The sequence below is a fragment of the Phyllobacterium sp. K27 genome (assembly GCF_054796155.1).
Genome location: NZ_JBTWND010000004.1, coordinates 270,564 through 292,220 on the forward strand (window position 1 = coordinate 270,564; position 21,657 = coordinate 292,220).

14 protein-coding genes and 11 pseudogenes are annotated in these 21,657 nt (G+C 55.6%); 16 read left to right on the forward strand and 9 right to left on the reverse strand.

Translation table 11 applies throughout. The annotated features are described in order from the left end of the window. The first annotated feature begins 22 nt into the window (after positions 1-22). Positions 23-307: a hypothetical protein gene (locus tag ACYJL1_RS22755; protein WP_460900016.1), complete on the forward strand. Its 285-nt coding sequence runs from the start codon at positions 23-25 to the stop codon at positions 305-307. Positions 308-332: 25 nt separating this feature from the next. Continuing rightward, a complete protein-coding gene (locus ACYJL1_RS22760; protein WP_460899401.1) occupies positions 333-1,118 on the forward strand; it encodes a TniQ family protein in 786 nt (261 codons plus the stop codon). 91 nt (positions 1,119-1,209) lie between these two features. Here the strand turns inward: ACYJL1_RS22760 and ACYJL1_RS22765 are convergent. Next, a pseudogene (locus tag ACYJL1_RS22765) lies at positions 1,210-1,323 on the reverse strand (IS110 family transposase); the annotation flags it as partial. 552 nt (positions 1,324-1,875) lie between these two features. On the opposite strand from ACYJL1_RS22765, the pseudogene ACYJL1_RS22770 reads away from it, so the two are divergent. The 6 genes and pseudogenes from ACYJL1_RS22770 to ACYJL1_RS22795 form a co-directional block, all read left to right on the forward strand. Further along, positions 1,876-2,287: pseudogene (locus tag ACYJL1_RS22770) on the forward strand (VOC family protein). Positions 2,288-2,474: 187 nt separating this feature from the next. Then, positions 2,475-3,041, forward strand: coding sequence for a recombinase family protein (locus ACYJL1_RS22775; protein WP_460899402.1), 567 nt, complete (start codon positions 2,475-2,477; stop codon positions 3,039-3,041). Positions 3,042-3,168: 127 nt separating this feature from the next. Then, positions 3,169-3,549 carry a type II toxin-antitoxin system RelE/ParE family toxin gene (locus ACYJL1_RS22780; RefSeq protein ID WP_460899403.1) on the forward strand — a complete coding sequence of 127 codons (381 nt, stop codon included), beginning with the start codon at positions 3,169-3,171 and terminating at the stop codon, positions 3,547-3,549. Next, entirely contained in the window at positions 3,546-3,842 is a 297-nt protein-coding gene (locus tag ACYJL1_RS22785) for a helix-turn-helix domain-containing protein (protein ID WP_460899404.1), read from the forward strand. The genes ACYJL1_RS22780 and ACYJL1_RS22785 overlap by 4 nt, the downstream gene beginning before the upstream one ends. Before the next feature lie 348 nt (positions 3,843-4,190). Further along, positions 4,191-4,694, forward strand: a pseudogene (locus ACYJL1_RS22790) (IS6 family transposase). Beyond that, a pseudogene (locus ACYJL1_RS22795) lies at positions 4,681-5,076 on the forward strand (M20 peptidase family dipeptidase); the annotation flags it as partial. The pseudogenes ACYJL1_RS22790 and ACYJL1_RS22795, both read left to right, overlap by 14 nt. A gap of 60 nt (positions 5,077-5,136) precedes the next feature. Here the strand turns inward: ACYJL1_RS22795 and ACYJL1_RS22800 are convergent. From ACYJL1_RS22800 to ACYJL1_RS22820, 5 genes and pseudogenes are all read right to left on the reverse strand, one after another. Next, positions 5,137-5,601 carry an Lrp/AsnC ligand binding domain-containing protein gene (locus ACYJL1_RS22800; RefSeq protein ID WP_460899405.1) on the reverse strand — a complete coding sequence of 155 codons (465 nt, stop codon included), beginning with the start codon at positions 5,599-5,601 and terminating at the stop codon, positions 5,137-5,139. A gap of 94 nt (positions 5,602-5,695) precedes the next feature. Next, a pseudogene (locus ACYJL1_RS22805) lies at positions 5,696-6,157 on the reverse strand (IS6 family transposase); the annotation flags it as partial. A 62-nt stretch (positions 6,158-6,219) separates the two neighbouring features. Further along, the gene (ltrA, locus tag ACYJL1_RS22810; RefSeq protein ID WP_460899357.1) at positions 6,220-7,479 is read right to left on the reverse strand and encodes a group II intron reverse transcriptase/maturase; all 1,260 of its coding nucleotides are present in this window, start codon (positions 7,477-7,479) and stop codon (positions 6,220-6,222) included. Between the two features lie 534 nt (positions 7,480-8,013). Next, positions 8,014-8,163 (reverse strand): annotated as a pseudogene (locus tag ACYJL1_RS22815) (IS6 family transposase); the annotation flags it as partial. Positions 8,164-8,420: 257 nt separating this feature from the next. Next, on the reverse strand, positions 8,421-9,314 hold the full coding sequence (locus tag ACYJL1_RS22820) for a LysR family transcriptional regulator (protein WP_460899406.1): 894 nt from the start codon (positions 9,312-9,314) through the stop codon (positions 8,421-8,423). 225 nt (positions 9,315-9,539) lie between these two features. On the opposite strand from ACYJL1_RS22820, the pseudogene ACYJL1_RS22825 reads away from it, so the two are divergent. The 6 genes and pseudogenes from ACYJL1_RS22825 to ACYJL1_RS22850 form a co-directional block, all read left to right on the forward strand. Further along, positions 9,540-9,740, forward strand: a pseudogene (locus ACYJL1_RS22825) (SDR family NAD(P)-dependent oxidoreductase); the annotation flags it as partial. A gap of 4 nt (positions 9,741-9,744) precedes the next feature. Continuing rightward, complete coding sequence (locus ACYJL1_RS22830) at positions 9,745-10,179, forward strand: hypothetical protein (RefSeq protein ID WP_460899407.1); 435 nt, start codon at positions 9,745-9,747, stop codon at positions 10,177-10,179. A gap of 60 nt (positions 10,180-10,239) precedes the next feature. Beyond that, positions 10,240-10,650: pseudogene (locus ACYJL1_RS22835) on the forward strand (AAA family ATPase); the annotation flags it as partial. Positions 10,651-10,711: 61 nt separating this feature from the next. Further along, positions 10,712-10,870 (forward strand): annotated as a pseudogene (locus tag ACYJL1_RS22840) (IS110 family transposase); the annotation flags it as partial. Between the two features lie 27 nt (positions 10,871-10,897). Next, entirely contained in the window at positions 10,898-12,895 is a 1,998-nt protein-coding gene (locus ACYJL1_RS22845; protein ID WP_460899972.1) for a BCCT family transporter, read from the forward strand. A gap of 371 nt (positions 12,896-13,266) precedes the next feature. Next, positions 13,267-14,279: pseudogene (locus tag ACYJL1_RS22850) on the forward strand (IS110 family RNA-guided transposase). Between the two features lie 269 nt (positions 14,280-14,548). Here ACYJL1_RS22850 and ACYJL1_RS22855 read toward each other — a convergent pair. Next, positions 14,549-14,992 (reverse strand): annotated as a pseudogene (locus ACYJL1_RS22855) (IS66 family transposase); the annotation flags it as partial. Positions 14,993-15,124: 132 nt separating this feature from the next. Here ACYJL1_RS22855 and ACYJL1_RS22860 point away from each other — a divergent pair. Then, a complete protein-coding gene (locus tag ACYJL1_RS22860) occupies positions 15,125-16,078 on the forward strand; it encodes an alpha/beta fold hydrolase (RefSeq protein ID WP_460899408.1) in 954 nt (317 codons plus the stop codon). Between the two features lie 544 nt (positions 16,079-16,622). Here the strand turns inward: ACYJL1_RS22860 and ACYJL1_RS22865 are convergent. Beyond that, positions 16,623-18,530, reverse strand: coding sequence for a calcium-binding protein (locus tag ACYJL1_RS22865; RefSeq protein ID WP_460899409.1), 1,908 nt, complete (start codon positions 18,528-18,530; stop codon positions 16,623-16,625). Positions 18,531-19,167: 637 nt separating this feature from the next. Then, positions 19,168-19,410 carry a DUF982 domain-containing protein gene (locus ACYJL1_RS22870; RefSeq protein ID WP_460899410.1) on the reverse strand — a complete coding sequence of 81 codons (243 nt, stop codon included), beginning with the start codon at positions 19,408-19,410 and terminating at the stop codon, positions 19,168-19,170. 336 nt (positions 19,411-19,746) lie between these two features. Here ACYJL1_RS22870 and ACYJL1_RS22875 point away from each other — a divergent pair, with 336 nt between their 5' ends. After that, positions 19,747-21,495: a calcium-binding protein gene (locus ACYJL1_RS22875; protein WP_460899411.1), complete on the forward strand. Its 1,749-nt coding sequence runs from the start codon at positions 19,747-19,749 to the stop codon at positions 21,493-21,495. Positions 21,496-21,657: the final 162 nt, after the last annotated feature.

The following is a 21,657-nucleotide window of genomic DNA, read 5'->3' on the forward strand; positions in this document are numbered from 1 at the left end:
CCGGCGGCTCGATGAGCATCATTTGCCAAACTGGCGTGACGATGCCGAATTCTCTGATATGATCCAGTCCCTTATCGCGGCGATGCCACTCGCGAAGAAATCCAATCTGAATATAAAACCCCTCAAGCAGATATTGGCGCTGACCGGTGGAGTGACATCGCGCATCTTCTCTTTGGTCAAGGATCTTTCCATCGATGCCATCCACTCGGGCGAGGAATGCATCACCGATGGCGCGGTCGTCAGATGGTCTCCCGTCTGGTCGCGTCATGCGTCTGCGCAACGGTGGCTGGAGCAGGCGGGCTCATAAACTGCGCCCGCTGCCAAAGACTGTCATGCCTTTCCAAGATGAGTTGCTTTCTGGCTGGCTCACACGGCTTGCGACTGCCAACTACTGCGAGTTCGTCGATCTTCTGGCGCATATCGGCGTGGATTATCGGTATGCAGTTTCCCTCGGTTTCGGGCTCGAAGCAGGCGCAGCCGAAAAGATCGCCCTGGCTACGCGTGTTACTCCCGAGCTTATCCAGTCCCTGGCCTTTCCCGCATTGAACGATACCGAAGCTGCGCTGACCGCGCTATTTCCCTTCCAGGCCTGTCCGAACTGTACGTTGCGCAGCGTGGCACTCAAGCATTGGCGACGAGCTTGGGCATTCGACTGTCAAATCTGTGGCGCGATGCTAACATCGACATTGCCCAAGTTGGGTAGGGCCGTCGTGACTCAGAAATTGCTTCAGCACGCACGAACTGGGTCGGTTCTGCTCGAGCAAGCGGCAATGCAGAACAGCATCCGCCAAATCCGACGGGCAATGCGCGGCGTTACCTTTGCGATGGCACTAAAGAATGTCTGCGGAGCTCCAGCTTCGGCACTGCAGAGCTTCAATCCGGACATCCGTCTTGTCTGTCTCGCCGCGATTGCAGTGGTCCAGAAGCGTCCGCTGCTCAAAGCGGCGTTGTTTGCCACTGATATTGATGACTTCGCCAGAGTCGCCTTGCTCCGTACTTATCAAAAGGAGGACCGCTTGCTCGTAACCGTCAATCGGATCGCTCGCCAGATTGAGAACCGACGTCATGCCTCGACATCGAAAGCCATCGAACGAACCTGGTCGCCATCTCGCATTTAAGGGCAAAGAAGAACCTTCGTCGACGCCAAACGCGACAAATCTCGGAATTAAAGGCAAAGCGACACCATTGCGGATCCTCTAGGACTGCAATCAGATCATCAGGATGACTGGCCACCTTCACTTCTCGGCAAATCTTGCCCGTTTCGTCAACAATGCAAATTGACGTCTCTTTCACCGAAATGTCCAATCCCGTATAGTGCTTCACGCTGCGCTTCCTCTTCTGATGCTTGTGGCTGTTTCAAAACATGACCACGTTTTATCATCAGCTCGAAGCGCAGCACCACAATCCGCAATCGTTGGAGATGAGGCTCAAGCCGAATACCCTATCTTTAATGTTCAGGGGCCATAAATGCGTTTACACCCATTCGCCTTCAGCGCCTCGCGCTGCTGGTCCAAGGTTTGGTCGTCGGTTGAAACGGGGGCATATCCGATAAGCAAGGCGATTTCCGTTCCTGAAGGGCTGCTCGGAATCTACTCCGTGCACTCCGTCGCGGAAATCCCTATTATGCGACGGAACAAAAAACGGGAGCGAAACCGAAACAAAACTTGGGATTATTGCGACAAATAAACGTGCGATGGGGGGAGTAGTCATTGACGCTCGGCGCTCAGAGGGGTAGCCATAGGCTGTCTAAAACAGGTTAGGTCGGGAAGGTTGGCCCGGCCCCCGTTCGAGCGGGTCCTTCCGCTACCCCGGGTAGCGGCCCAAGACTATCAGGGCGCATGCATGGTGCGTGCGTCGATAGCAAAGAGTATGGACATGAAGCCTCGAATTTCTGTTGTCACACTCGGCGTTGCCGATCTCGAACAATCGCTTGCTTTCTATCGTGACGGTCTTGGCCTTCCGACCGAGGGCATCGTCGGCCGCGAGTTCGAACATGGTGCGGTTGCCTTCTTCGACCTGTCGGGCGGGCTGAAACTCGCGATTTGGGCGCAAGATGATATTTCCTACGACACCGGTCTGCCGAAACATCGCGTCTCTTCCACCGCCTTCACGATCGGACACAACGTCCTGCACCGGAAGGATGGATTCGGCGCAGCGCGCGGGTGCGGAGATCATCAAGGCTCCGCAGGACACGTTCTACGGTGGTTACGCCGGGTATTTCCGTGATCCCAACGGACACCTCTGGGAAATCGTCTGGAATCCTCAGATGCTACCTGCCAACGACTGATATTATCATGCGCGGTGTCACTGGCTTCTCAGCAGAGGCCAGTGACACCAAGGGTTCTTGGCGGCTGTCGCGCGAATCCTAAATTTTGGAACACTTCGTTCATCCATTGAAAGTATTGCGATTTTTATGTTGCAAAAGTCAGACGCAAAAGTAAAATTATGCGAACGATTTTTGCAACGGATTTGATATGCTTCTTGGATATGCTCGTGTTTCCACCGACGATCAGAACCTTGAACAGCAAAGAGCTGCTCTCACTGAGGTCGGCTGCAAGAAAATCTATGAGGAGAAAGTCTCCGGTGCAAAACGCGACCGGGTACAGCTCGAACGCATGCTCGATCATTTGCGTGATACCGACGTGGTGGTGATCACCCGCTTGGACCGATTGGCACGCTCAACGCGGGATCTCCTTGACATCGCCGAGCGACTGAACGTACTCGGCGCTGGATTGCGATCAATCGCTGAGCCATGGGCAGATACAACGTCGCCGGCCGGGCGCATGGTTCTGACGGTTTTTGGCGGCATCGCCGAATTTGAACGGGCGCTTATTCACCAACGGACAAGCGCCGGACGATCTATTGCCAAGCAGAAAGGTATCCGTTTCGGTCGGCCACCTGCACTCAAGGCCGAGCAAATTGCGCTTGGACAGAAGCTGCTCCATGAAGGTAACTCCCCGCGTGACGTCGCCCAGGCCCTCAATGTGCATTCCTCAACCATTTACCGCGTACTTCGCAGCTCAATCTCCAGCCCAGATTGAGCTTCATCTGGGTTGTTCGCGGTCCATTCTAGCTTGCCGTATGATTACGCACAAATCTTGTTGCCGTCCCCAATAGTACGGTAATTCCGTACTTTTCCATGGACGGAGGTACGGAACTATCGTATACATGATTATGCAAACAGTTATTGAAACACCCGCGTTCTTGGCATCCGCATACGATGAAGGCATCAGTGATTTGGAGCGCGCTGATATTGTTGCGTTTATTGCTGAGAATCCAACGGGCGGCGATGTGATGGCTGGCAGTGGTGGCGCACGGAAAGTCAGATATGCAGCCAGAGGCAAGGGGAAAAGCGGCGGATATCGCATAATAACCTATTATGCTGATGAGGATATTCCTGTGTTTTTGCTTGATGTTTACAGCAAGTCATCACAGGGCAACTTATCGAAGACTGAACTGAACGAATTGAAGAAAATTTTAAATGCACTGCCTCGAATCTGGCGCGAGAACGCGAAAGCCAGATCAGACCGCGAGAGGAAGAAGAAATGAGCAAGGCCGGAAGCAGAATATTACAGGGTGCACATGAAGCATTGGCTATCGCTAAAGGCGAGGCTAACGCAGATGATTACCGCATCCACATTCCCGCAACGATTGATGTTCATGCAATCCGAACTAAAACCGGCTTATCGCAAGCCGCATTTGCTGCAAGGTATGGGTTTTCGATTGGCCGGGTTCGTGATTGGGAGCAGGGCAGGAGTGCGGTGGATGCACCCTCGCGCATCCTGCTGACAGTTATCGAGAAGGAGCCCGAAGCAATTGAACGGGCCTTGAATGCGGCATGATCGGCGAGGGGCAGGAACGGCCCCTCGCCACCCCATCCTGAATGCGGATCGACGCTTGAGCATCGATACAAGAATAGAGCAAGTTTGTGCCTTGCTTAGCTTCAGGGAACAATGAATGGCTGTCGCTTCTGTCGGCTAAACATAAGAAAGTCCCATAGAAACATCACATTTTTGCAAGTTGTAATACTTCTCATTGGCAATCCTCTAATTCATCTCTCAAAACGAGATAGATAGTTTTTGTCGGCGTCATCTCTGAGGGATGGAATGGATACGCGCGGCTATGAGACAGTGTAAAAAGAGGCACTGTAACGTTAACCGGGCGTCGAGAAAAATACGGGATCTGGCGGCATGACCAGACTTGCCCGTGCTCCTCTTTATCGTCGCCACCGATTTCCAGCCGACGTGATTGCCCATGCCGTTTGGCTCTATTACCGGTTTCCGCTCAGTCTGCGCATGGTCGAGGATATGCTGGCAGCCCATGGGTCCTTGTCTCTCACCAGACCGTGAGGCTCTGGGCTGAGAAATTCGGCAGGCACTTTGCCAATGATATCCGGAAGCGATTGACCGACAAACTTCGGTCTATGGCGCCGCAAAACGCGATATCATGCCCGGCGTCGAGCATCGCTCGCACAAGGGCCTGAACAATCGTGCCGAGAATTCTCATCAGCCGATCCGACGGCGTGAGAAGATCATGAAACGCTTCAAGTCAGCGAGGCACCTTCAACGCTTCGTTTCCATCCACGACCCGATCGCCAATCTCTTTCATATTCCCAGCCACGACATGCCATCCAGCAATCATCGCGAGCTTCGAGCAATTGCCATGGAAAATGGCACCAGAGTTGTCGGGGTTGATCCGCGCGCTGTGCTTCCAGCCGTACGCCGCCACCTCGATCGACATGGCTTCGCCATGGTAGAAACCGGCCTGTCACGCGATGAAATTTTCAACGCCACACGCCTCGATCCGGAAGATCCATGGGTGAATTGGGCTATCGCCTCGATTGCCCATACCACTGGAAAGAAACCTGCGCTTCTCCCGAATCTCGGCGGATCGCTGCCGAACGATACATTCTCCGACATTCTAGGAATGCGCACAATCTGGGTGCCGCATTCCTACCCAGGCTGTTCACAGCATGCGCCAAACGAGCATCTGCCCTTGGAAATTGCTCGGGAAGGATTGGCGATCATGGCGGGTCTCTACTGGGATCTTGGAGAGCCGAGCATCCCGGCACGATAGCGACGTTCGTCAGCCTTAGGGCTGGGTCTGGCAATGCCGCGTTAGACGGAACGATTGTGATCAGAAATCAAGGGGCGCGTTGTCGACGACCTCTTTCATCACGAAAAAGGTTCTGGTCTGGCGAACACCCGGCAGGCCAATTAGCTGGCTGCCGTGAATGCGATTGAAGTCCGCCATGTCCCGGACCCTGATCTTCAGGAAATAGTCGAAATCTCCAGCAACCAGATTGCAATCGAGGATGAAACTGAGCTTGGAGACCGCCTGTTCGAACTGGGCAAAGCTTTCCGGTGTCGAGCGGTCCAGGACCACGCCGACCATCACCAACGCAGCCCGATCCACCATTTGCGGTTGCACCATTGCCCGGACGGTTTTGATATAACCATCGTCGAAGAGGCGCTGGGTGCGGCGATGGCAAGTCGCGGGACTAACGCCGGCGAAGGATGCCAGTTCAGCGTTGGTCAGCCGGCCATTCTTCTGGAGCAAGCGCAGCATTTTTAGATCAATTCGGTCTAGCTCTACTGACATGAAAGAATCTTTCAGAATTGGATCAATATTAGAGATTTTAACGGCCTTATCACGTTAACTGAACTTTGGCGGAGCGATGCGCTTTGCGTTGATTTCAGTTGAGGGCGTAGGTTACAATTTTCCACTCTGCAATAGCACGAAGCCGGTGCAGATGAATGCGGGAAGCGGAGCGATCATGGTGGGATGGAACGAACAGATTGCGCAGCGCGGAGAAGATCGAAACGAGCGTTGAAGGCCTCCGGAAGATCGGAAACCCTGCATTGACCATTCCCGTTTTCGTAACGGAACGTTGGAATTCTCGGCGCGATTATTGAGCCCCTTGTGCGAGCGATGCTCGATGGTCGGCATGATCTGACGTTCTTGCTGCTCCATAGGAACGAAGCTTGTCTGTGATGATGCGTCTGGGCGCAAGGCCCTGTTTCTTTAGCAGACGCAGCAGCAATCGCCTGGCAGCCTTGGTATTACGACGGTTCTGAACGATTTCGTCGAGAACATAGCCATCTTGGTCGACAGCTCGCCACAGATGGTGCTTCTTACCCGCGATGGCGATCACCAGGCGAGTGGCGCGGGGGAGTTTCACCCCCACGCTCTCTCAGAACCGGACGTGATACTCTCGCATCATCCGGCTCCCATTGTTCTGCCGTATCCATGAAGCAGAGGCCAATGGGCGAACAGCCGAGGTTGGCGCTGCGCGATGCGCAAAAGCCAATGTCGGGATCGCCGCTTGTGTCTACGTAAGGACTTGTACTTTCCCGAAGCCCATCGAGCCAAGTATCGTTCGATGCTCCAGAGCGTAGGTTGGAGAGCTGAAGGACAGAACCGACCATAGTAATTGATCCAGCCGCGGATATACGAGTTGAACATCCGTGCCAGATCATCGAGAGCCTTGTCACTGCGAAGATGCAAGGACCAACTACGGATGGTGCCCCGTATCGCCTTGAGCGCCGTCGGACTGGCCGCAGGACCGAATGAAACACCCATGCCCCCGGCCTTCTTGCTCACAAGTCTCGGCCGGAAAGTGTAGCCGAGAAAGTCGAACTTGTAGACCGGGTGAGTACCTCGCCGACTTTCATCCCTGCAGTAGACGATTTTAGTCTTGTCAGGATGAAGCGTCAGCCCGCAGTCAGTAAACCGCGCGTCCAGAGCTTTCTGAAGCGCCATCGCCTGATCCTCGGTCCGACAATGACAGATCGCGTCGTCAGCATACCGTTCAAACGGAATGTCCGGGAAATTCCGACACATCCACATGTCAAACGCATAGTGAAGAAAGAGGTTTGCCAAGAGGGGGCTGATCACCCCGCCCTGTGGCGTTCCCCGTTCTCTGGCGACGAGACTTCCGTCCGGCATCTGCACTGGCGCTTCTAGCCATCGTTCGATGTATAAAAGCACCCACGGGCAATCGGTGTGCTTGCGCACGGCCCGCATCAGCAGATCCGGTTCGATGCTATCAAAGAAAGCCTTGATATCAAGATCAAGAACCCAGTTGTAACGCCAGCATCGCTGCCGGGCCACGTCGATCGCATCGAGCGCCGATTTGCCGGGCCGATACCCATAGGAATCCGGGTGGAATTTAGGTTCCACCTCTGGTTCCAGATGGCGTTTGACCACCATCTGCGCAATGCGATCGGCGACCGTAGGTATGCCCAGCGGGCGCGTCTTCCCATCGCTCTTGGGTATGTCGACCCGCCGCACCGGCGGCGGAAAGTAGCTGCCCGACGCCAGCCGATTCCAGAGCTTGTACAGGTTGTTCGTAAGATCAGCCTCAAAGTCCGCAATCGTCTGGCCGTCAATACCAGCCGCTCCTTGGTTGGCTCTAACCCTCTTATATGCTTCCCACACCTCCCTTTTCGGAATCGTATACGGCTTTGCTCTATCCACGAGGATCCTCCCGTCGCCGGTTGTCCTTGCTCCAGAGCTGAACAACGCAACCCCTTCGCTCCAGCCCCATTACAGGACCTTCAGCACTACTACGGGCTGCTCCGCCCCTGTGCTCCGCTTTGGTAATCTCACCCTCGCAGGGACCGCCTGCTTGGGTTTCTCCCTTAACATCGGAGCGACAGGTTCCCGCGTTCCACACGAAAGCCTGGTTAAGAGTCACGCCGCCTTTATGCCGGATGCCGCCTGGGCAGAAATCAGGTCGCCCCCCAGACTCGTCCCGGGCTAACGAATTCCTCCCGGTTTCGACATCATCTTGCACTTTTCGACACGTCATCAGCGGTTCGCTTGCGCTCGTCTCTCTAAACCTCACCTGACGGACTATAACGTCCGCCTTTTCTACAACGCTCACCACCACGGCTCTTTACCGTCACAGCTTGCAGTGGTTTGAAACCTACCCCTGACGGTCGGTTTCGAGGGGCCATACCCTCATCTTCCGTGCAGCTCGGCTCCCACATTGCTGTGGGTGCCTCGCGGCACACTTTCATCGAGGTGCCAGACATTGTTCCCGGAGGGCGGCTTGCGGTGCAACCGGCGGGTATAGGCAGGTCCGAACTTGAGTCCCCAGCGTCGGATGGTTTCGTAGGACACCAGTATCCCGCGTTCGAGCAGCATTTCCTCGATAAGGCCAGCGTAAGTGTATAGGTTCCTTCGGCGGGGTGGAAGACGAGTACACACGGCTTAAGTGAATTCTGTCCGGTACCAAGCTCGACGATGGGACGTTGGGAACAGGGTCTTGAACGCCTCCGCACGCCGTGCCGGAACGCGGCAAGGGTTCGGCGGTCCGGAGCCGGCCGGAGCATCACCCAATGCGCTTTGAAATCCCGGCATGCCCGCTCGCAGCACCTGTCCGCTGCAACCGTCGCCGGGCGACCTGATGCGCATTAGTCGCGCGATACAGACAGTCCCGCGAGAAGCGGAGCATATGCGGCGAGCCTGCGAGATACGAAGTCGGTGAAGAGCCGCACGCGCTTCGTCTTGCGTGTCTCCCCTTGGGTGAGAAGCCAAACCGTTCCATACAGGTATAGGTTGGTATCTGGCACCCTTACCAGTAGGGGATCGGCATCTCCGACGAAACACGGCAGCGCCGTGATGCCGATCCCTTGCCGTACCGCCGCGATCTGCGCTTCGAAATCCATAGTCCGGAACGGAGTTCCAGCCGTGAGAAGCTCTCCCTCGCGGGCCCAGTCCGGTACTCCATGACCACTTATGGCGATCCACCTGAGATCCGGCGCGCCCGCGCGCCACGCGGCCAACCGATCACCGGACATGTAGAAGCCGCCGAACACCTCCGCTCCCTTCAGACCGTGAAGATTGAGCGGCAGGGTTTTGCGGTCGTACACGACGCGGATCGCCACGTCGGCCTCTCGGTTGGTCAGATTTGCGAGCTCCCCGGACGACAGGATTTCCATTTCGATGCCAGGATGCAGACGTACGAAATCCGCGAAGTCCGGCATTAGCAGGTGTGCTGCGAGGGGCGCCGGCAGCGTCACCCGCAGAAGCCCCCGCACGCTTTGATCGCGCCCCAAGACACGCGTTTCCAGCTGGTGCGATGACGCTTGCATCTGGTCCGCGAACTCGAGGACCTCCTCGCCCGCAGCTGTCAGGCGGTAGCCCGAAGGCAGCTTTTCGAACATCTGCGCCCCGAGGCGGTCCTCGAGTTGAGCGATGCGTCGCAGCACGGTCGCGTGGTTCACCCCGAGACGTTTGGCGGCCGTCCGCACTGAGCCTCCTTGCGCGGCGGCGAGAAAGTAACGAACGTCATCCCAGTCGATCATGGTGCATCTCCGCGCCGCGCGATGCGGCCTTCGAAGTTCGTTCTAACATACAGAGCCGGAGTTGGCGCGAACATTGCGGCGTTTGATTATCGATATGGATCGTTTTCGCACCACCGATATGCGCGATTGCTCACTGCCTGGCTGACTTCGACAGGGCCATATTGAGCTTCTCGGGAAGACCTCCCGTACAGCGAAGACCCGCTAGCGAAACGAAGGATACACGATATGACCAGATTGAATGGAAAGACCGCCGTGATCACCGGTGGTGCCACCGGCATCGGCCTCGCCGCTGCAAAGCGCTTCATCGAGGAGGGCGGTTTCGTCTTCATCTTCGGCCGCCGGCAGGAAGCGCTCGACGCCGCTGTGGCCGACCTCGACAAGCTTGGGAGATGGCATTCGAGCCCGCCATTCGATCTTTGTCGGTTATCTGATGAAGCAGCTTGCTAACATCCTTAACGAGGATAGCGTTCTCTGGGAGATCACCGGCATTTGTCATGATCTGGATTTTGACCAAACCAAAGCAGACCGTCGCCGCCATGGCATGTTGGCGGCAGAATGGCTGGAACAAGATCTGCCCCCGGTGGCCCTCCTGGCGATTCAGTCGCACGATCACCGGACAGGCGTGCTGTCGGATACTACCCTAGCCGATGCGTTGAAACTGGCTGACGCCTTGGCAGTCGGCGAACTCGATATTGGCCGCAGTGCCATGCTTGAGGCATTAGCGAGCGGCGAGCCAATCGCTTCTCTCGATCATGCACTCGCGCAACGTCCATATTTGGCCCCTATGATTCTGGACAATGCAAACAAGCTTTCAATATCAACATTGGCAATGGCCAGACTTTGGGACGGTGCGCCACGACAATGATCGCTTCGTGGTGGAGTTGAATGCGTTTCGATACCTCATCAATAGGGAAGGCAATTCTTCATGCTCATTATTTTTGGCGGTTTGCCAGGCACTGGTAAAACGACAATCGCACGTGCGTTGGCGAAGCAGCTGGGGGCGGTTCATGTGCGCCTTGACACCATCGAGCAAAATATCCGGGCTTCTGCAGTGTTGAAATCGGACATCGGCGCTGCTGGATACATGGTTGCCTACGGGATGGCCGAAGACAATCTGACGCTCGGCAACACGGTCATTGCCGACTCTGTAAATTGCTTGAAGGTAACCCGGGATACCTGGCTGGCGGTTGCAAGGCGATCAGCAGTGCCAGCCGTTGAAATAGAGATTATCTGTTCCGACAAGGACGAGCATCGCCGACGGGTGGAAACGCGTAAAACCGATGTTCAAGGCTTGAGAAAGCCCAGCTGGGAAGAAGTTATGGGCCGAGATTATGAAAAGCGATGACGCCATCCGTAGGGATCGATGAAACCGCGCAGTGGCGCTATGTTGGTGACATTTGCCAGCATGTGTGGTTGGAATGGAAGCTTCGAATGGTGCGCACTACTGGGCACAAATATTAACTGATCTGGGTCATGAAGTGCGGCTCATCAGCCCACAATTCGTAACGCCGAATGTAAAGTCCAACAGGAACGATCGAAACGACGCTGAAACCATTAGGAAATCCAAAGGGAATAATCGAACCGTGTTCAAGTCATTTGTTATCAATCCGCCGGTCTTCTTCGGTTCGATCCTGATCATCGGCCTTTTCCTCGCGGTTGGTATTGTTGTGCCAGAGCAGGCAGGTGCGCTCTTCGGTGCGCTCCAATCGGCGGTCTTGGCTGGCTTCGGGTGGCTTTATCTGCTGGCGGTCGGTATTTTTCTGACAACAGTTCTCCTCCTGTGCCTGGGAAACTACGGCCGGCTCAAGCTGGGGCCCGACGACGCCACTCCGGACTTCCGATTCATCTCATGGATTGCCATGCTGTTCGCTGCCGGCATGGGGATCGGCTTGATGTTCTACGCGGTTGGCGAGCCGATGACCCATTTCATGCTGCCGCCCACTGCAGAACCTCGCTCAATAGCGGCAACACGCGAGGCGATGTCGGTGACCTTTTTTCATTGGGGCATTCATGCCTGGGCGATCTATGCCGTGGTGGGGCTGTCGCTCGCCTATTTCGGCTACCGTTATAACCTGCCGCTGACGATCCGCTCGGGACTTTATCCGCTGCTGAAGGAGCGCATCAACGGACCCATTGGGCATGCGGTCGACATTTTCGCCATCGTCGGCACCATGTTCGGGATTGCCACCTCGCTTGGATTGGGCGTCAGTCAGATCAATGCGGGCCTCAACTATCTGATCGGATTGCCAATAGGGCCTCAAATTCAACTGCCCTTGATTGCTTTCGTCACGGCATTAGCGGCGATTTCGGTTGTGACAGGTCTCGACAAGGGGATTCGTATCCTCTCCGAGATCAATCTCATCGTTGCCGTTCTATTGATGCTTTTTGTGCTGGTGGTGGGACCGACGGCGAGCCTCTTTCGCGATTTTATCCAGAATATCGGCCTCTATCTCGACACCCTGGTGCTGCGCACTTTCAACATCTACGCCTACGAGCCGACGCCCTGGGTCGACCGCTGGACGCTTTTCTATTGGGCCTGGTGGATCTCTTGGTCTCCGTTCGTCGGCATGTTCATCGCGCGCATCTCGCGTGGCCGGACGGTCCGTGAATTCATCGTTGCGGTTTTGTTCATCCCCGCAGGGTTTACCTTCTTCTGGATGACCGTTTTCGGCAACACGGCGATTTTCATAGATACGAGCGTCGCGGCGGGCGAGCTGGGGGCGGCAATTGCCGATGATGTGTCCGTAGGGCTCTTTCAGTTCTTCCAGTATCTGCCGATGTCGGCGTTGACTTCGACACTGGCGGTAATCCTGGTCACGGTCTTTTTCATTACCTCGTCGGATTCGGGATCCCTGGTGATCGATTCCATTGCAGCCGGCGGAGAAACAGAAACGACAACCGGACAACGTGTTTTCTGGTGTGTTCTTGAGGGGCTGGTTGCCGCAAGCCTGTTGCTGGCGGGTGGATTGGCAGCCTTGCAGTCGGCGACGATCGCCAGTGCGTTGCCGTTTACCTTCGTCATACTCGCCCTGGTCTGGGCATTGGTTCAGGGTATGCGCGCCGACCTTGCACAGCAGCATGCAAACGCAACCTCACCCCAAACGCCGCCTGCGCAGCCGGCTGCGGGTTTGACCTGGCAGCGCCGGCTCGCGCTGATGCTCCAGGCACCAAGTCAGAAGGACGTTGGACGTTTCATCGCCAGCGAGGTGCGGCCGGCGCTCGACCAGGTGGCCAAGGAGCTATCCGATCGTGGCCGCAAAACGGTTGTGCAAGAGGAGGAGAACGGGGCAGTTGCGCTCCGCTCACATGCCGATGCAGTTCGCGACTTCATCTACGGTGTCAATCCAAACGAACACCGACTGCCATCAATATCAGGACTTCGAGCCGGCAAGCCACAATTCCGATATGAGGCGAAAACTTACTTCTCCAGTGGCGCGCGCGGATATGACGTCATGGGCATGACCCGCGACCAATTGATCGCGGATATTCTTGTCCAGTTTGATCGGTATTTGAACCTGACTCAATCTTCCGAATCTCAACTGGTGCAAGGTGCACCAGAACATTCGGCAGAAGGGCGCTGACGGACGTTGGTGCCGCCGGACAGCCGGGAGTTCATTCCAAGGGATTGTCCTAATACAACTAAACGGCGATGTCACATTATCTGTTGATGTGTGCGATGAGACCATCTTGTCAAACTTAAGCGATCAAGGTGAAGGCTTTCCACTCCGCCATTACTTTCAGACGATGAAGGTGGATAGTAAGCGATGTCTCAATCACACCTTGTCGGGATAATTCCAGGGCAACAGTTGATGTATGTGGTGCTGTTTATGCCCATTGATGATTTTGGTTAGCGGATCGACGGCATTGAGTTTGATGAGGTGGATGGCTCCCTCTTCCGGCGCCATAGTGAAAGAGCGGTCACGATGATCGCTTTAACTGGGAGATATCATCCATGAACGAAGTAATGACGATCGGCCTCGATCTGGCCAAGAGGGTTTTCAGGTTCATGGGGCGGATGCAATGGGCCGTCCCATCCTTCAGAAGAAGCTTCGCCGCGAGGAGGTGCTCAGCTTCTTCGCCAAACTGCCGCCTTGTGTTGTCGGAATGGAGGCATGCGCCTCGTCGCATCACTTGGCACGCGAGATTCGCGCCCTTGGCCATGACGCCCGGATGATCCCTGCGTCGTATGTGAAGCCCTATGACGCGCGTCAAAAGAACGACGCAGCGGACGCAGCGGCCATCTGCGAAGCAGTGACGCGTCCGGCAGTTCGCACAGCTCCGATCAAGTCGCTGACGCAACAGGCGTCGCGTGTCCTGCATCGCACGCATGAACTTCTTTCGCGGCAGCGTGTTTCGTTGATCAATGCAATCCGAAGTCATATGGCTGAGTTCGGTGTGATCGCGCCAGCAGGCCCTCAGCACGTTGATTCGCTGATCGAGCGGATATCTGATCCGAAGACGCCGATCCCAGATGCGGTTCGAGCACCGCTAGGTATCCTGGTCGATGAGTACGTCGCCTTGAACGCGCGGATCAACGCTTTTGAAGCTCAGATGCGGAAGAGTTGCCGCGAAGAGCCTGAATCAGCCAGGTTGCTCAGCATTCCCGGCGTCGGCCCAATCACCGTCAGCGCCATATTGGCTGGAGTGCCGAACATCCGCGGTTTTCGATCGGGTCGCGACTTCGCCGCGTGGCTTGGCCTTGTGCCACGTCAGAACTCGAGCGGTGGCAAGGAGCGATTGGGCCGTATTACCAAGATGGGTGATCGCACCATCCGACATCTCCTGGTCATCGGCGCGATGTCTACGATACACTGGTCGAGGAGTAAGCAGAACTTCGTTCAAAGTTGGCTCGGGCGCATTATCGCTCGCAAGCCGATCAAACTCGCGGCCGTTGCCTTGGCAAACAAAATGGCAAGGATCATTTGGGCGGTGATGACGCGCGAGGAGACCTACCGACCGGCATAAGTATCGATCGCCAAGATCAGCCGGGTCCTGGCGGTTGTGGTGCAACGGCGCTGAATGGAAAGATGACGCGACAGTTGATAGACGAGATCGGGACACCCAGTGACCTGTAGGCGCTTCGAGCGCGTCAGTTTGTTATGGACCCGATCCGCGAACCTCATCTGGGCCGGCGGCTGAATATGCCGCCTTTACGTAGGCCGGACACATGCAAGCCGCCGACTTTCGCGCATCAGTCAAATAAGCCTCTTGCATCACGGGAGCCATCCACACATGCAGGTCTCAATCAGCGAGGCGATAATTCCCCAGTTTTGTGCGCCTGCTTCATGACCTGCAAAGAGTGCATTCTTGCGATTGAGTGCAATTGGCCGGATCGTTCTTTCGACGCTATTGTTATCAAGCTCAATGCGACCGTCAGACAGGAACAGACACAGACCACCCCAGTATTTGGCAACGTATTTCAAAGCCTCGCTCAGTGGTGCCTTTGCCGATACCCGGGCACGGTGATGAGCGAGCCAAGTTTCCAAATCGATAATCAGCGGCTTTGATCGCTCCTGACGTGCCGCCAGTCGCGCTTCCGGGTTGAGCCCACGCAGCTCGGCTTCGATTTTATAGAGCTCACCGATCCGCTTGACGCCTTCTTCTGCTATCGACGCTGCGCCCGTGCGCGTAATCTCGACCAGCTTGCGACGAGCGTGAGCCCAGCAATAGGCAATCTGACGTTGCGTCAGCCCTTGCTACTGCCTATCTGCGTTGGTGACCGACAACCATCCATATCTGACTAAGGACGACTCATGTCGACAACAAGACTGCTTGCCCTTACATGCATAGCCGCGCTCTGCGCCCCGACCATGGCGTTTGCTCAGGAACGGCAAACCTATGGACCGCGGTTGGAAGGCTTTGAGTATCCTTTCAAGACGGATGCGTTTCGCTTCACCGGACAGGGACAGCAGCTTGAGATGGTCTTCATGGATATCGCTGCCAAAAAGCCGAACGGCGAAACAGTGGTGTTGCTGCACGGCAAGAATTTTTGTGGCGCGACCTGGGAGACCACGATCGGAAAACTAAACAGTGCCGGGTACCGCGTCATCGTGCCGGACCAAATCGGCTTTTGTAAGTCGAGCAAACCGAAAAGCTATCAGTTCAGCTTTCAGCAGCTGGCGGAAAACACCAAGGCGCTGCTGGATCAGCGCGGAATTGCGAAGGCCACCGTGATTGGCCATTCGATGGGCGGCATGCTGGCGACGCGTTTCGCTCTGATGTATCCGGAATTGACCGATAAGATGGTGCTGGTCAATCCCATTGGACTCGAGGACTGGAAAGCCCGGGGCGTACCGTACCAGCCAATCGACGCAGCCTTTGAAGCAGAAAAGAAGACCACCTTCGACAGCATAAAATCTTACCAGGAGAAGTTCTACTACTCCGGTCAATGGAAACCCGAATATGACCGGTGGGTGGCTATGAGCGCCGGCATGTATCAAGGCGATGGCAGAGACATAGTGGCATGGAGCCAAGCCCTGACATCGGACATGGTGTTCACGCAGCCTGTGGTGTATGAACTCGAGCGGGTCAAGGTTCCGACCCTGTTGATGATCGGCACGACCGACAAGACGGCGCCAGGCGCCAACCGCGCGCCAGACGATATTGCCGCCGCACTTGGCGACTATACGCGACTTGGGAAAAAGGCTGCGGACGCCATCCCCGACGCCAAGCTTGTGGAGTTTGAGGATCTTGGCCATTCACCTCAAATCCAGGATCCCGATCGCTTCCACGATATCCTGCTGGAATCACTGCGGTCATTGTGACAGAGGCGGCATTAGAGAAACCGCCTCCGGCAGCCCAAGCCGGGTGATGCTCTGGTTTGAACATGTGGAACGTCTAGTAATTCGTACGGGCTGGACTCAGGTTTGAGCAATACCAAGGCAGTCTTTCGACGGCCTCCATCTCCATGGAGACTTCAAGCGAGATCGTGGATGGCGGCTTATGGACACAAGAGCGGCCACCGGCGTTCGCCGATGGAAGGTTCTTAGGAGCGACGGAAACCGTATTCGGCTCGTGTGAGTTGAGATCTGGTATGGAATATCCGGCCGCTGCCGTTCGTCTTGCCGACAGGCCGGTTCTGCTGCTGGACCTCCACACCTGGGGTAAGCGTTGTGCGGGAGATGCGGGTATGAAATCTCGACAACGCACCGGTCAAAATCAAGTCCTCGGCGTATGCTCGTCATTCTGCGTGTGGTCTGTTCTCGACGAACAGTTTGAAATAGCAGAATTTAGCGCGGACGCGGGATGGATGCCCGCTGGCGTATGAGCGAACATCAAACCCGTAGATGACTTTCTAGCGAACTCGCCTCAGGCAAAGAGGAAGTCGTCAGCCGTAAGTCCCGTCTCATGAACCTGAATCAAATCATCGTCGCTCAAGGCAATCTGGGTGTAGTCATCGGTGACGGTAATCCTGCCTTCCTCCTCGAGCTGTGCAAAGCTTGAAAATCCGTAACCGGCGATGTCGAGGACGTCGCCACTTCCCGCCTGGAAGCCGAAGACACTATCGTTGCCGCTGCCGGAAGCGAAGACGAAGTGGTCGGCGCCACCCGTGAGATCATCACCGCCATTGCCGTTGATCGTGTCGTCGCCGCCCCCGCCTGTCAGAATGTCGGCGCCGTTCGATCCGACGAGACTATCATTGCCGGCTCCCCCGGTGAGGGTGTCATTGCCTTTCGAACCGGTGAGGTTGAAGCTGATGCCGGCATCCGTTGAGGCGCCGGCATCGAATATGGAGCCGTCCCAACCCCGGTCTGTGTAATTGACGCTGCGAAGGCCAGTTTCGGCCAAGTCACCGGAGACGGTGATGTGGTCGCCGCCTGGAGCCCTGCCGTCGATGCTGATGCTCTCGAAGTTGCTGGCATGGGCGCCGTCGATATCGATCCAGGAACCCTTTCCCTCGATGATGGTATTGAGGGCATAAATGCTTTGAAAGTGCAAATCATCGGTGCCGCCACCGCCGTCAAGCACATCCCTGCTGTCGATTGGCGCTAGACTGATCCGGTCGTCTCCGCCACCGCCGAGGAAGGTGCCGTGACCATTCGCAATACCGAGTTCGACATTGACACCGACAGAGCCACGGGCATCGACGTCGAAGGCGGTTGTATGGGGAGCATTGCCGCTGTAGGTGGTGACCGAGATGGTCCCCAGGTCGCCGGAAGAGAAGTCGCCATTGATCGTCACCCGGGCCATCTCGAGGAAGTCGAGGCCGACAGTTTCGACTCCCTGCACGGTGGCGCCATTGATGGTGGCTCTGCTACCGTCCGCCGCAATGTCGTACGCCGTGGATTGATGGCTTTCGTACAATGAGTCGGTCAATTCGCCGCCGATGATGTGGTCGCCGACCCCGTAGTCACCCAAGGCGAACTGATTGGTGGCCCATCTGCCGCCGATCAATGTGTCGTCGCCACCACCACCCCTCAGATAATTGTGGTGAGGCTCGCCATCGTTACCGTTCAGCGTGTCGTTGCCGCCCAGAATTATGTCATCGCCGAACCCGCCATTGATGCTGTCCGAACCGTCACCGCCATCAATCGTGAAGTCGCCATAGCTGGCGCCGGTATTGGTGTTGATGGCATCATCACCCGCTCCCAGGGAAATTTGGCCGTTTGCCCATCCGGGAGTGGCTTCGCCGTCACCGGTATAGTCCCGGTTGGCGTGTCCGATATTGATGAAGTCGTCGCCCGCCCCGGTGTTGATGCGTATCTCGTTGCTCCAATCACCCGTGTTGCTATCAATGCCGAGCCTGATGTAGTCATCGCCGCCGCCAGTCGTCACTTCGGCCCGCTTCACTCCGTCGATCTCGATATCGCGGTCGGCATCGCCGCGAAGGTGCACCCATGCATCGACGAAGTTCGAGACCCTGAGCGCCGAGCCTGTGAACTCCGAAATCTCGATGTTCTTGATGGTATTCCAGGCCCGGTTCAGCGCAATATCGACGCTGTCGTCATCCTGCCAATCGATACTGATCGCCGACACGCCCGTGTCGGAATCTTCGCCGACCCGGGTTTCAGAAAACTCGACGAGATTGATCTCGGTGTCGCCAAAGTCGGAATCGAAACTGCCTTCTTCGGATTGAACCGGGTCCGGATTGACAGCCGTCGTATAAGTGTAACGGGTGGCGAAATCCTTCCAATATGCACTATGTTCTGAAGGTTCGTCGGGTACCCACCCCGGCCTATCGGAAGTTGACGACAGGTTGAGTTCTATCTTGGCCATAAAATCCTCCTCCCAGATCGGATTAAGTCAAAATCGTTTCTCGCGACGACAAAGCGGCTCGCCTGCTTTCGCACCAGCGCGGTTCATAGTATCCCTACCGTCTTATCCAACAGAGATTGGCGGCGCTTTTGAAAAGCGGTGTAGTTATCCAAATGTAGTGAACTACAAAAATCAGAATCAGCCAAACAATATTTTTAGATGGATATTGTTCGAAAAGTATTTGTAATATAATTCGAAATTATCTCTTGTGTGAAGTATCAGCATGTCTCGGTGCGCGACAAAGATACTGGCGACGACATCCTCATTGATCAGCCGAAATGCGGTATGCCGTTCTGCTTTGTGCTGCTCGCGATCCAAAGTCTTCAATTTGTCAAATAAATCAGTTTTCGCCCAAGCTGATAGTTATAGAGTGTGGATTTCCACTTGGCGGAGATCCGGTCTGCCTTCCGTAGTGATATGAAACAGATGATCCATCCAACCCAATCGCCGGGTCAGCATGCCTTCCATTAAGTGTTCCACCTCATACCTTTCTTCGCTCGATACAGTGGTGCGGTCGCGGGACCCGCGGTTTGATTTGTCGTAAGTCATTTTCTATCCTTTTATGCCCGTCGCCGAGAATTCTTATTTCTTCCCCATTTCAGCTTTTCTGCTGCCCCAAGCCTTCCAAGTCTCTCCAAATATCTTCTTCCTTGGCTGTTGGCTGCTTCGACGAAGGCCATAAGCGCAACGCCTGGGACATTTTCCCTTCAAGACGCTTCAGTAGGGCGTGCTTGGCAATTGACAGCTTAGGGCCGGCGTTGATGGGCCAACTGTCCAGAATACAGTCTGCAGCCTGCATTGTTGAAGTGACGACCTGCATCCGGGCGGCTTGGCTGGTCATGATGGACACTTCTTCGAATGGGCAATCTTCCATGGTTCAGTGAATGACACCAGAATCGGCAGGGTTCCCCACTGTGTTAATCCATCCTTAGTTCCCACTCGAAAGTAATCTACTTCAATTTTTGAAGTAGATTACCAGAGTCCAGAAATAAAAAATTCATTTGGCGCGACAATTAATTTGTAGTTCACTATCAAATCACAAGCAAATAGCAGTTAATGCGGGAAAGCCGCACATTTACAATCGCGACATACGTGCTAGTTTGAACAATCAACACACATCGCATCGCAACTCCCCCATCGACGTAACCCCCAACGTTTTGACCAAGGAGCATAAGTAATGGCCGCTTTGTTGAGAAATTCCCAATCGACAAAATTCTATTTGCCTGACTCCGATCCGATTGATGATCGTTGGTGGGAAGCTTACTTAAGGCAGTCATCCAACCTCGCAACGGCAGACAAGGTCATTCCGGCAGCGGTTATCGATGGCACTGAGGGAGCAGACTATCTGATTGGCACTGCGGATGAGGACACCATCAATGGTTTGGGTGGTGACGACTTCCTGGATGGCGGCGCGGGAGGTGACGGCCTTTATGGCGGAGAGGGAAACGACTGGCTCACCGGTGGCCGCAACAACGAGGGCGAGCGTGACTTGCTCGACGGCGGCGACGGCGACGACACGCTTATCGTGGGCTATGGCAGCCTGTACGGTGGCGCTGGAGACGACATCCTGATCAGTGGACAGACGGCTCTGACCGGTGGTTATCTCCCAGGCAACGAGCAAGGCAGTTCTCTACGCGGTGAAGAAGGCAACGATCTGCTCATCGGAACTGCCGTTGATGACAGGCTGTACGGCGGGGATGATGATGACATTCTGCTTGGCGGTGCCGGGTATGATATCCTGGAAGGTGGTTCTGGCGCCGATGTGCTTGATGGCGGCGAGGGCGATAATGATCGCGCCACCTATGAGAATTCGCTGGCGGGCATACAGATTGACTTGAAAAACGGAACGGGCCACGGAGGTGAGGCCGAGGGCGACACACTGCGCAACATTGAACGGGTGCTGGGCACTGATTTCGCTGACACACTGATCGGCAACGACAAGGGCGTCGTTCTGGATGGCGCAGATGGCAACGACCTCATCCGCGGTGGAGCTGGCGATGATGGCCTATATGGCGGTTACGGAGACGATGTCCTCGAAGGCGGGGCGGGTGACGACCATCTCAATCCCAATGTCGGAAGCGACCGGATTGATGGCGGCAGCGGTAGCGATACCATCACGTTTCGGGGATTTTACGCGTTTCCCGGAGATGAGACCATGCAACATGGAGGCGTAACGGTCGACCTTGACGCGGGCACCGTCCTGCGCGGTGATTTCCTCGAGAAAACGATCAGCAACGTCGAAAACGTCAATGCAACCGAGTATGCTGATACGCTGATCGGCAATGCCAGTGACAATACGTTCTTGGGCGGAGAGGGCGGCGATTACATAGACGGCGGCGCGGGCATGGATACCGTCGAATATTCCGGCGACCCCTATAATGAGCGGGGCGTAGTGGTCAATCTCAATGGCGGCATCACACAAGGTGCAGATGCGACGGGAGACATATTGATTGGCATCGAGAATGCGATCGGCAGCCCTTATGATGGCGACAGTCTGGTGGGCTCAGAGGGTGCCAATCATCTCTCCGGTCAGAGCGGCCGTGATAAGCTGACGGGGCTTGCAGGCGATGACACCCTGGAAGATCCCGATGGCGGCGACGAGCTTTACGGTGGCGATGGAGCCGATACCTTTGTCTTCGCTTATAGTTGGAAGAGCGTTAGTTCAATTCGGGATTTTGATTCGGCTGAGGGCGACAAGATCGATCTCAGCGGCTTTTACGGAGATTATGCCAATGACGAGCCCCTCGACCTGACATTTGTTGGTTACAATAACCTCACTGGCAAAGCTGGTGAGGTTGGTCTTGTTGCAGAACCTGGCATGACCCGTGTCATGATCGATGAGAACGGGGATGGTTCGGCGGATTTCAACCTCTGGGTGGATGACGTCATCACTCCGACACTCGACGAGGGCGATTTCCTGTTGTGATAGCTTGTCTCGATCGGCCCTGCACGGAAAGGTGCCGGGGCGATATCGATTCCGGGCAAGCAGGGTGATCTATTCTATCGCCGTCGTCGCTTCCTGCTCAGCCTTCGTGCGATGGAAGACATGCTTGCTATAAGAGCTGATCTTCGGGTTTCTGCGAAGACA

Excerpts from the sequence above, each read along its gene's own strand:
- ACYJL1_RS22760 (WP_460899401.1), top strand. The coding sequence starts at position 333 with ATGCCTTTCCAAGATGAGTTGCTTTCTGGCTGGCTCACACGGCTTGCG.
- ACYJL1_RS22775 (WP_460899402.1), top strand. The coding sequence starts at position 2,475 with ATGCTTCTTGGATATGCTCGTGTTTCCACCGACGATCAGAACCTTGAA.
- ACYJL1_RS22780 (WP_460899403.1), top strand. The coding sequence starts at position 3,169 with ATGATTATGCAAACAGTTATTGAAACACCCGCGTTCTTGGCATCCGCA.
- ACYJL1_RS22785 (WP_460899404.1), top strand. The coding sequence starts at position 3,546 with ATGAGCAAGGCCGGAAGCAGAATATTACAGGGTGCACATGAAGCATTG.
- ACYJL1_RS22800 (WP_460899405.1), bottom strand. The coding sequence starts at position 5,601 with ATGTCAGTAGAGCTAGACCGAATTGATCTAAAAATGCTGCGCTTGCTC.
- ACYJL1_RS22820 (WP_460899406.1), bottom strand. The coding sequence starts at position 9,314 with ATGATCGACTGGGATGACGTTCGTTACTTTCTCGCCGCCGCGCAAGGA.
- ACYJL1_RS22830 (WP_460899407.1), top strand. The coding sequence starts at position 9,745 with ATGAAGCAGCTTGCTAACATCCTTAACGAGGATAGCGTTCTCTGGGAG.
- ACYJL1_RS22860 (WP_460899408.1), top strand. The coding sequence starts at position 15,125 with ATGGCGTTTGCTCAGGAACGGCAAACCTATGGACCGCGGTTGGAAGGC.
- ACYJL1_RS22865 (WP_460899409.1), bottom strand. The coding sequence starts at position 18,530 with ATGGCCAAGATAGAACTCAACCTGTCGTCAACTTCCGATAGGCCGGGG.
- ACYJL1_RS22870 (WP_460899410.1), bottom strand. The coding sequence starts at position 19,410 with ATGACCAGCCAAGCCGCCCGGATGCAGGTCGTCACTTCAACAATGCAG.
- ACYJL1_RS22875 (WP_460899411.1), top strand. The coding sequence starts at position 19,747 with ATGGCCGCTTTGTTGAGAAATTCCCAATCGACAAAATTCTATTTGCCT.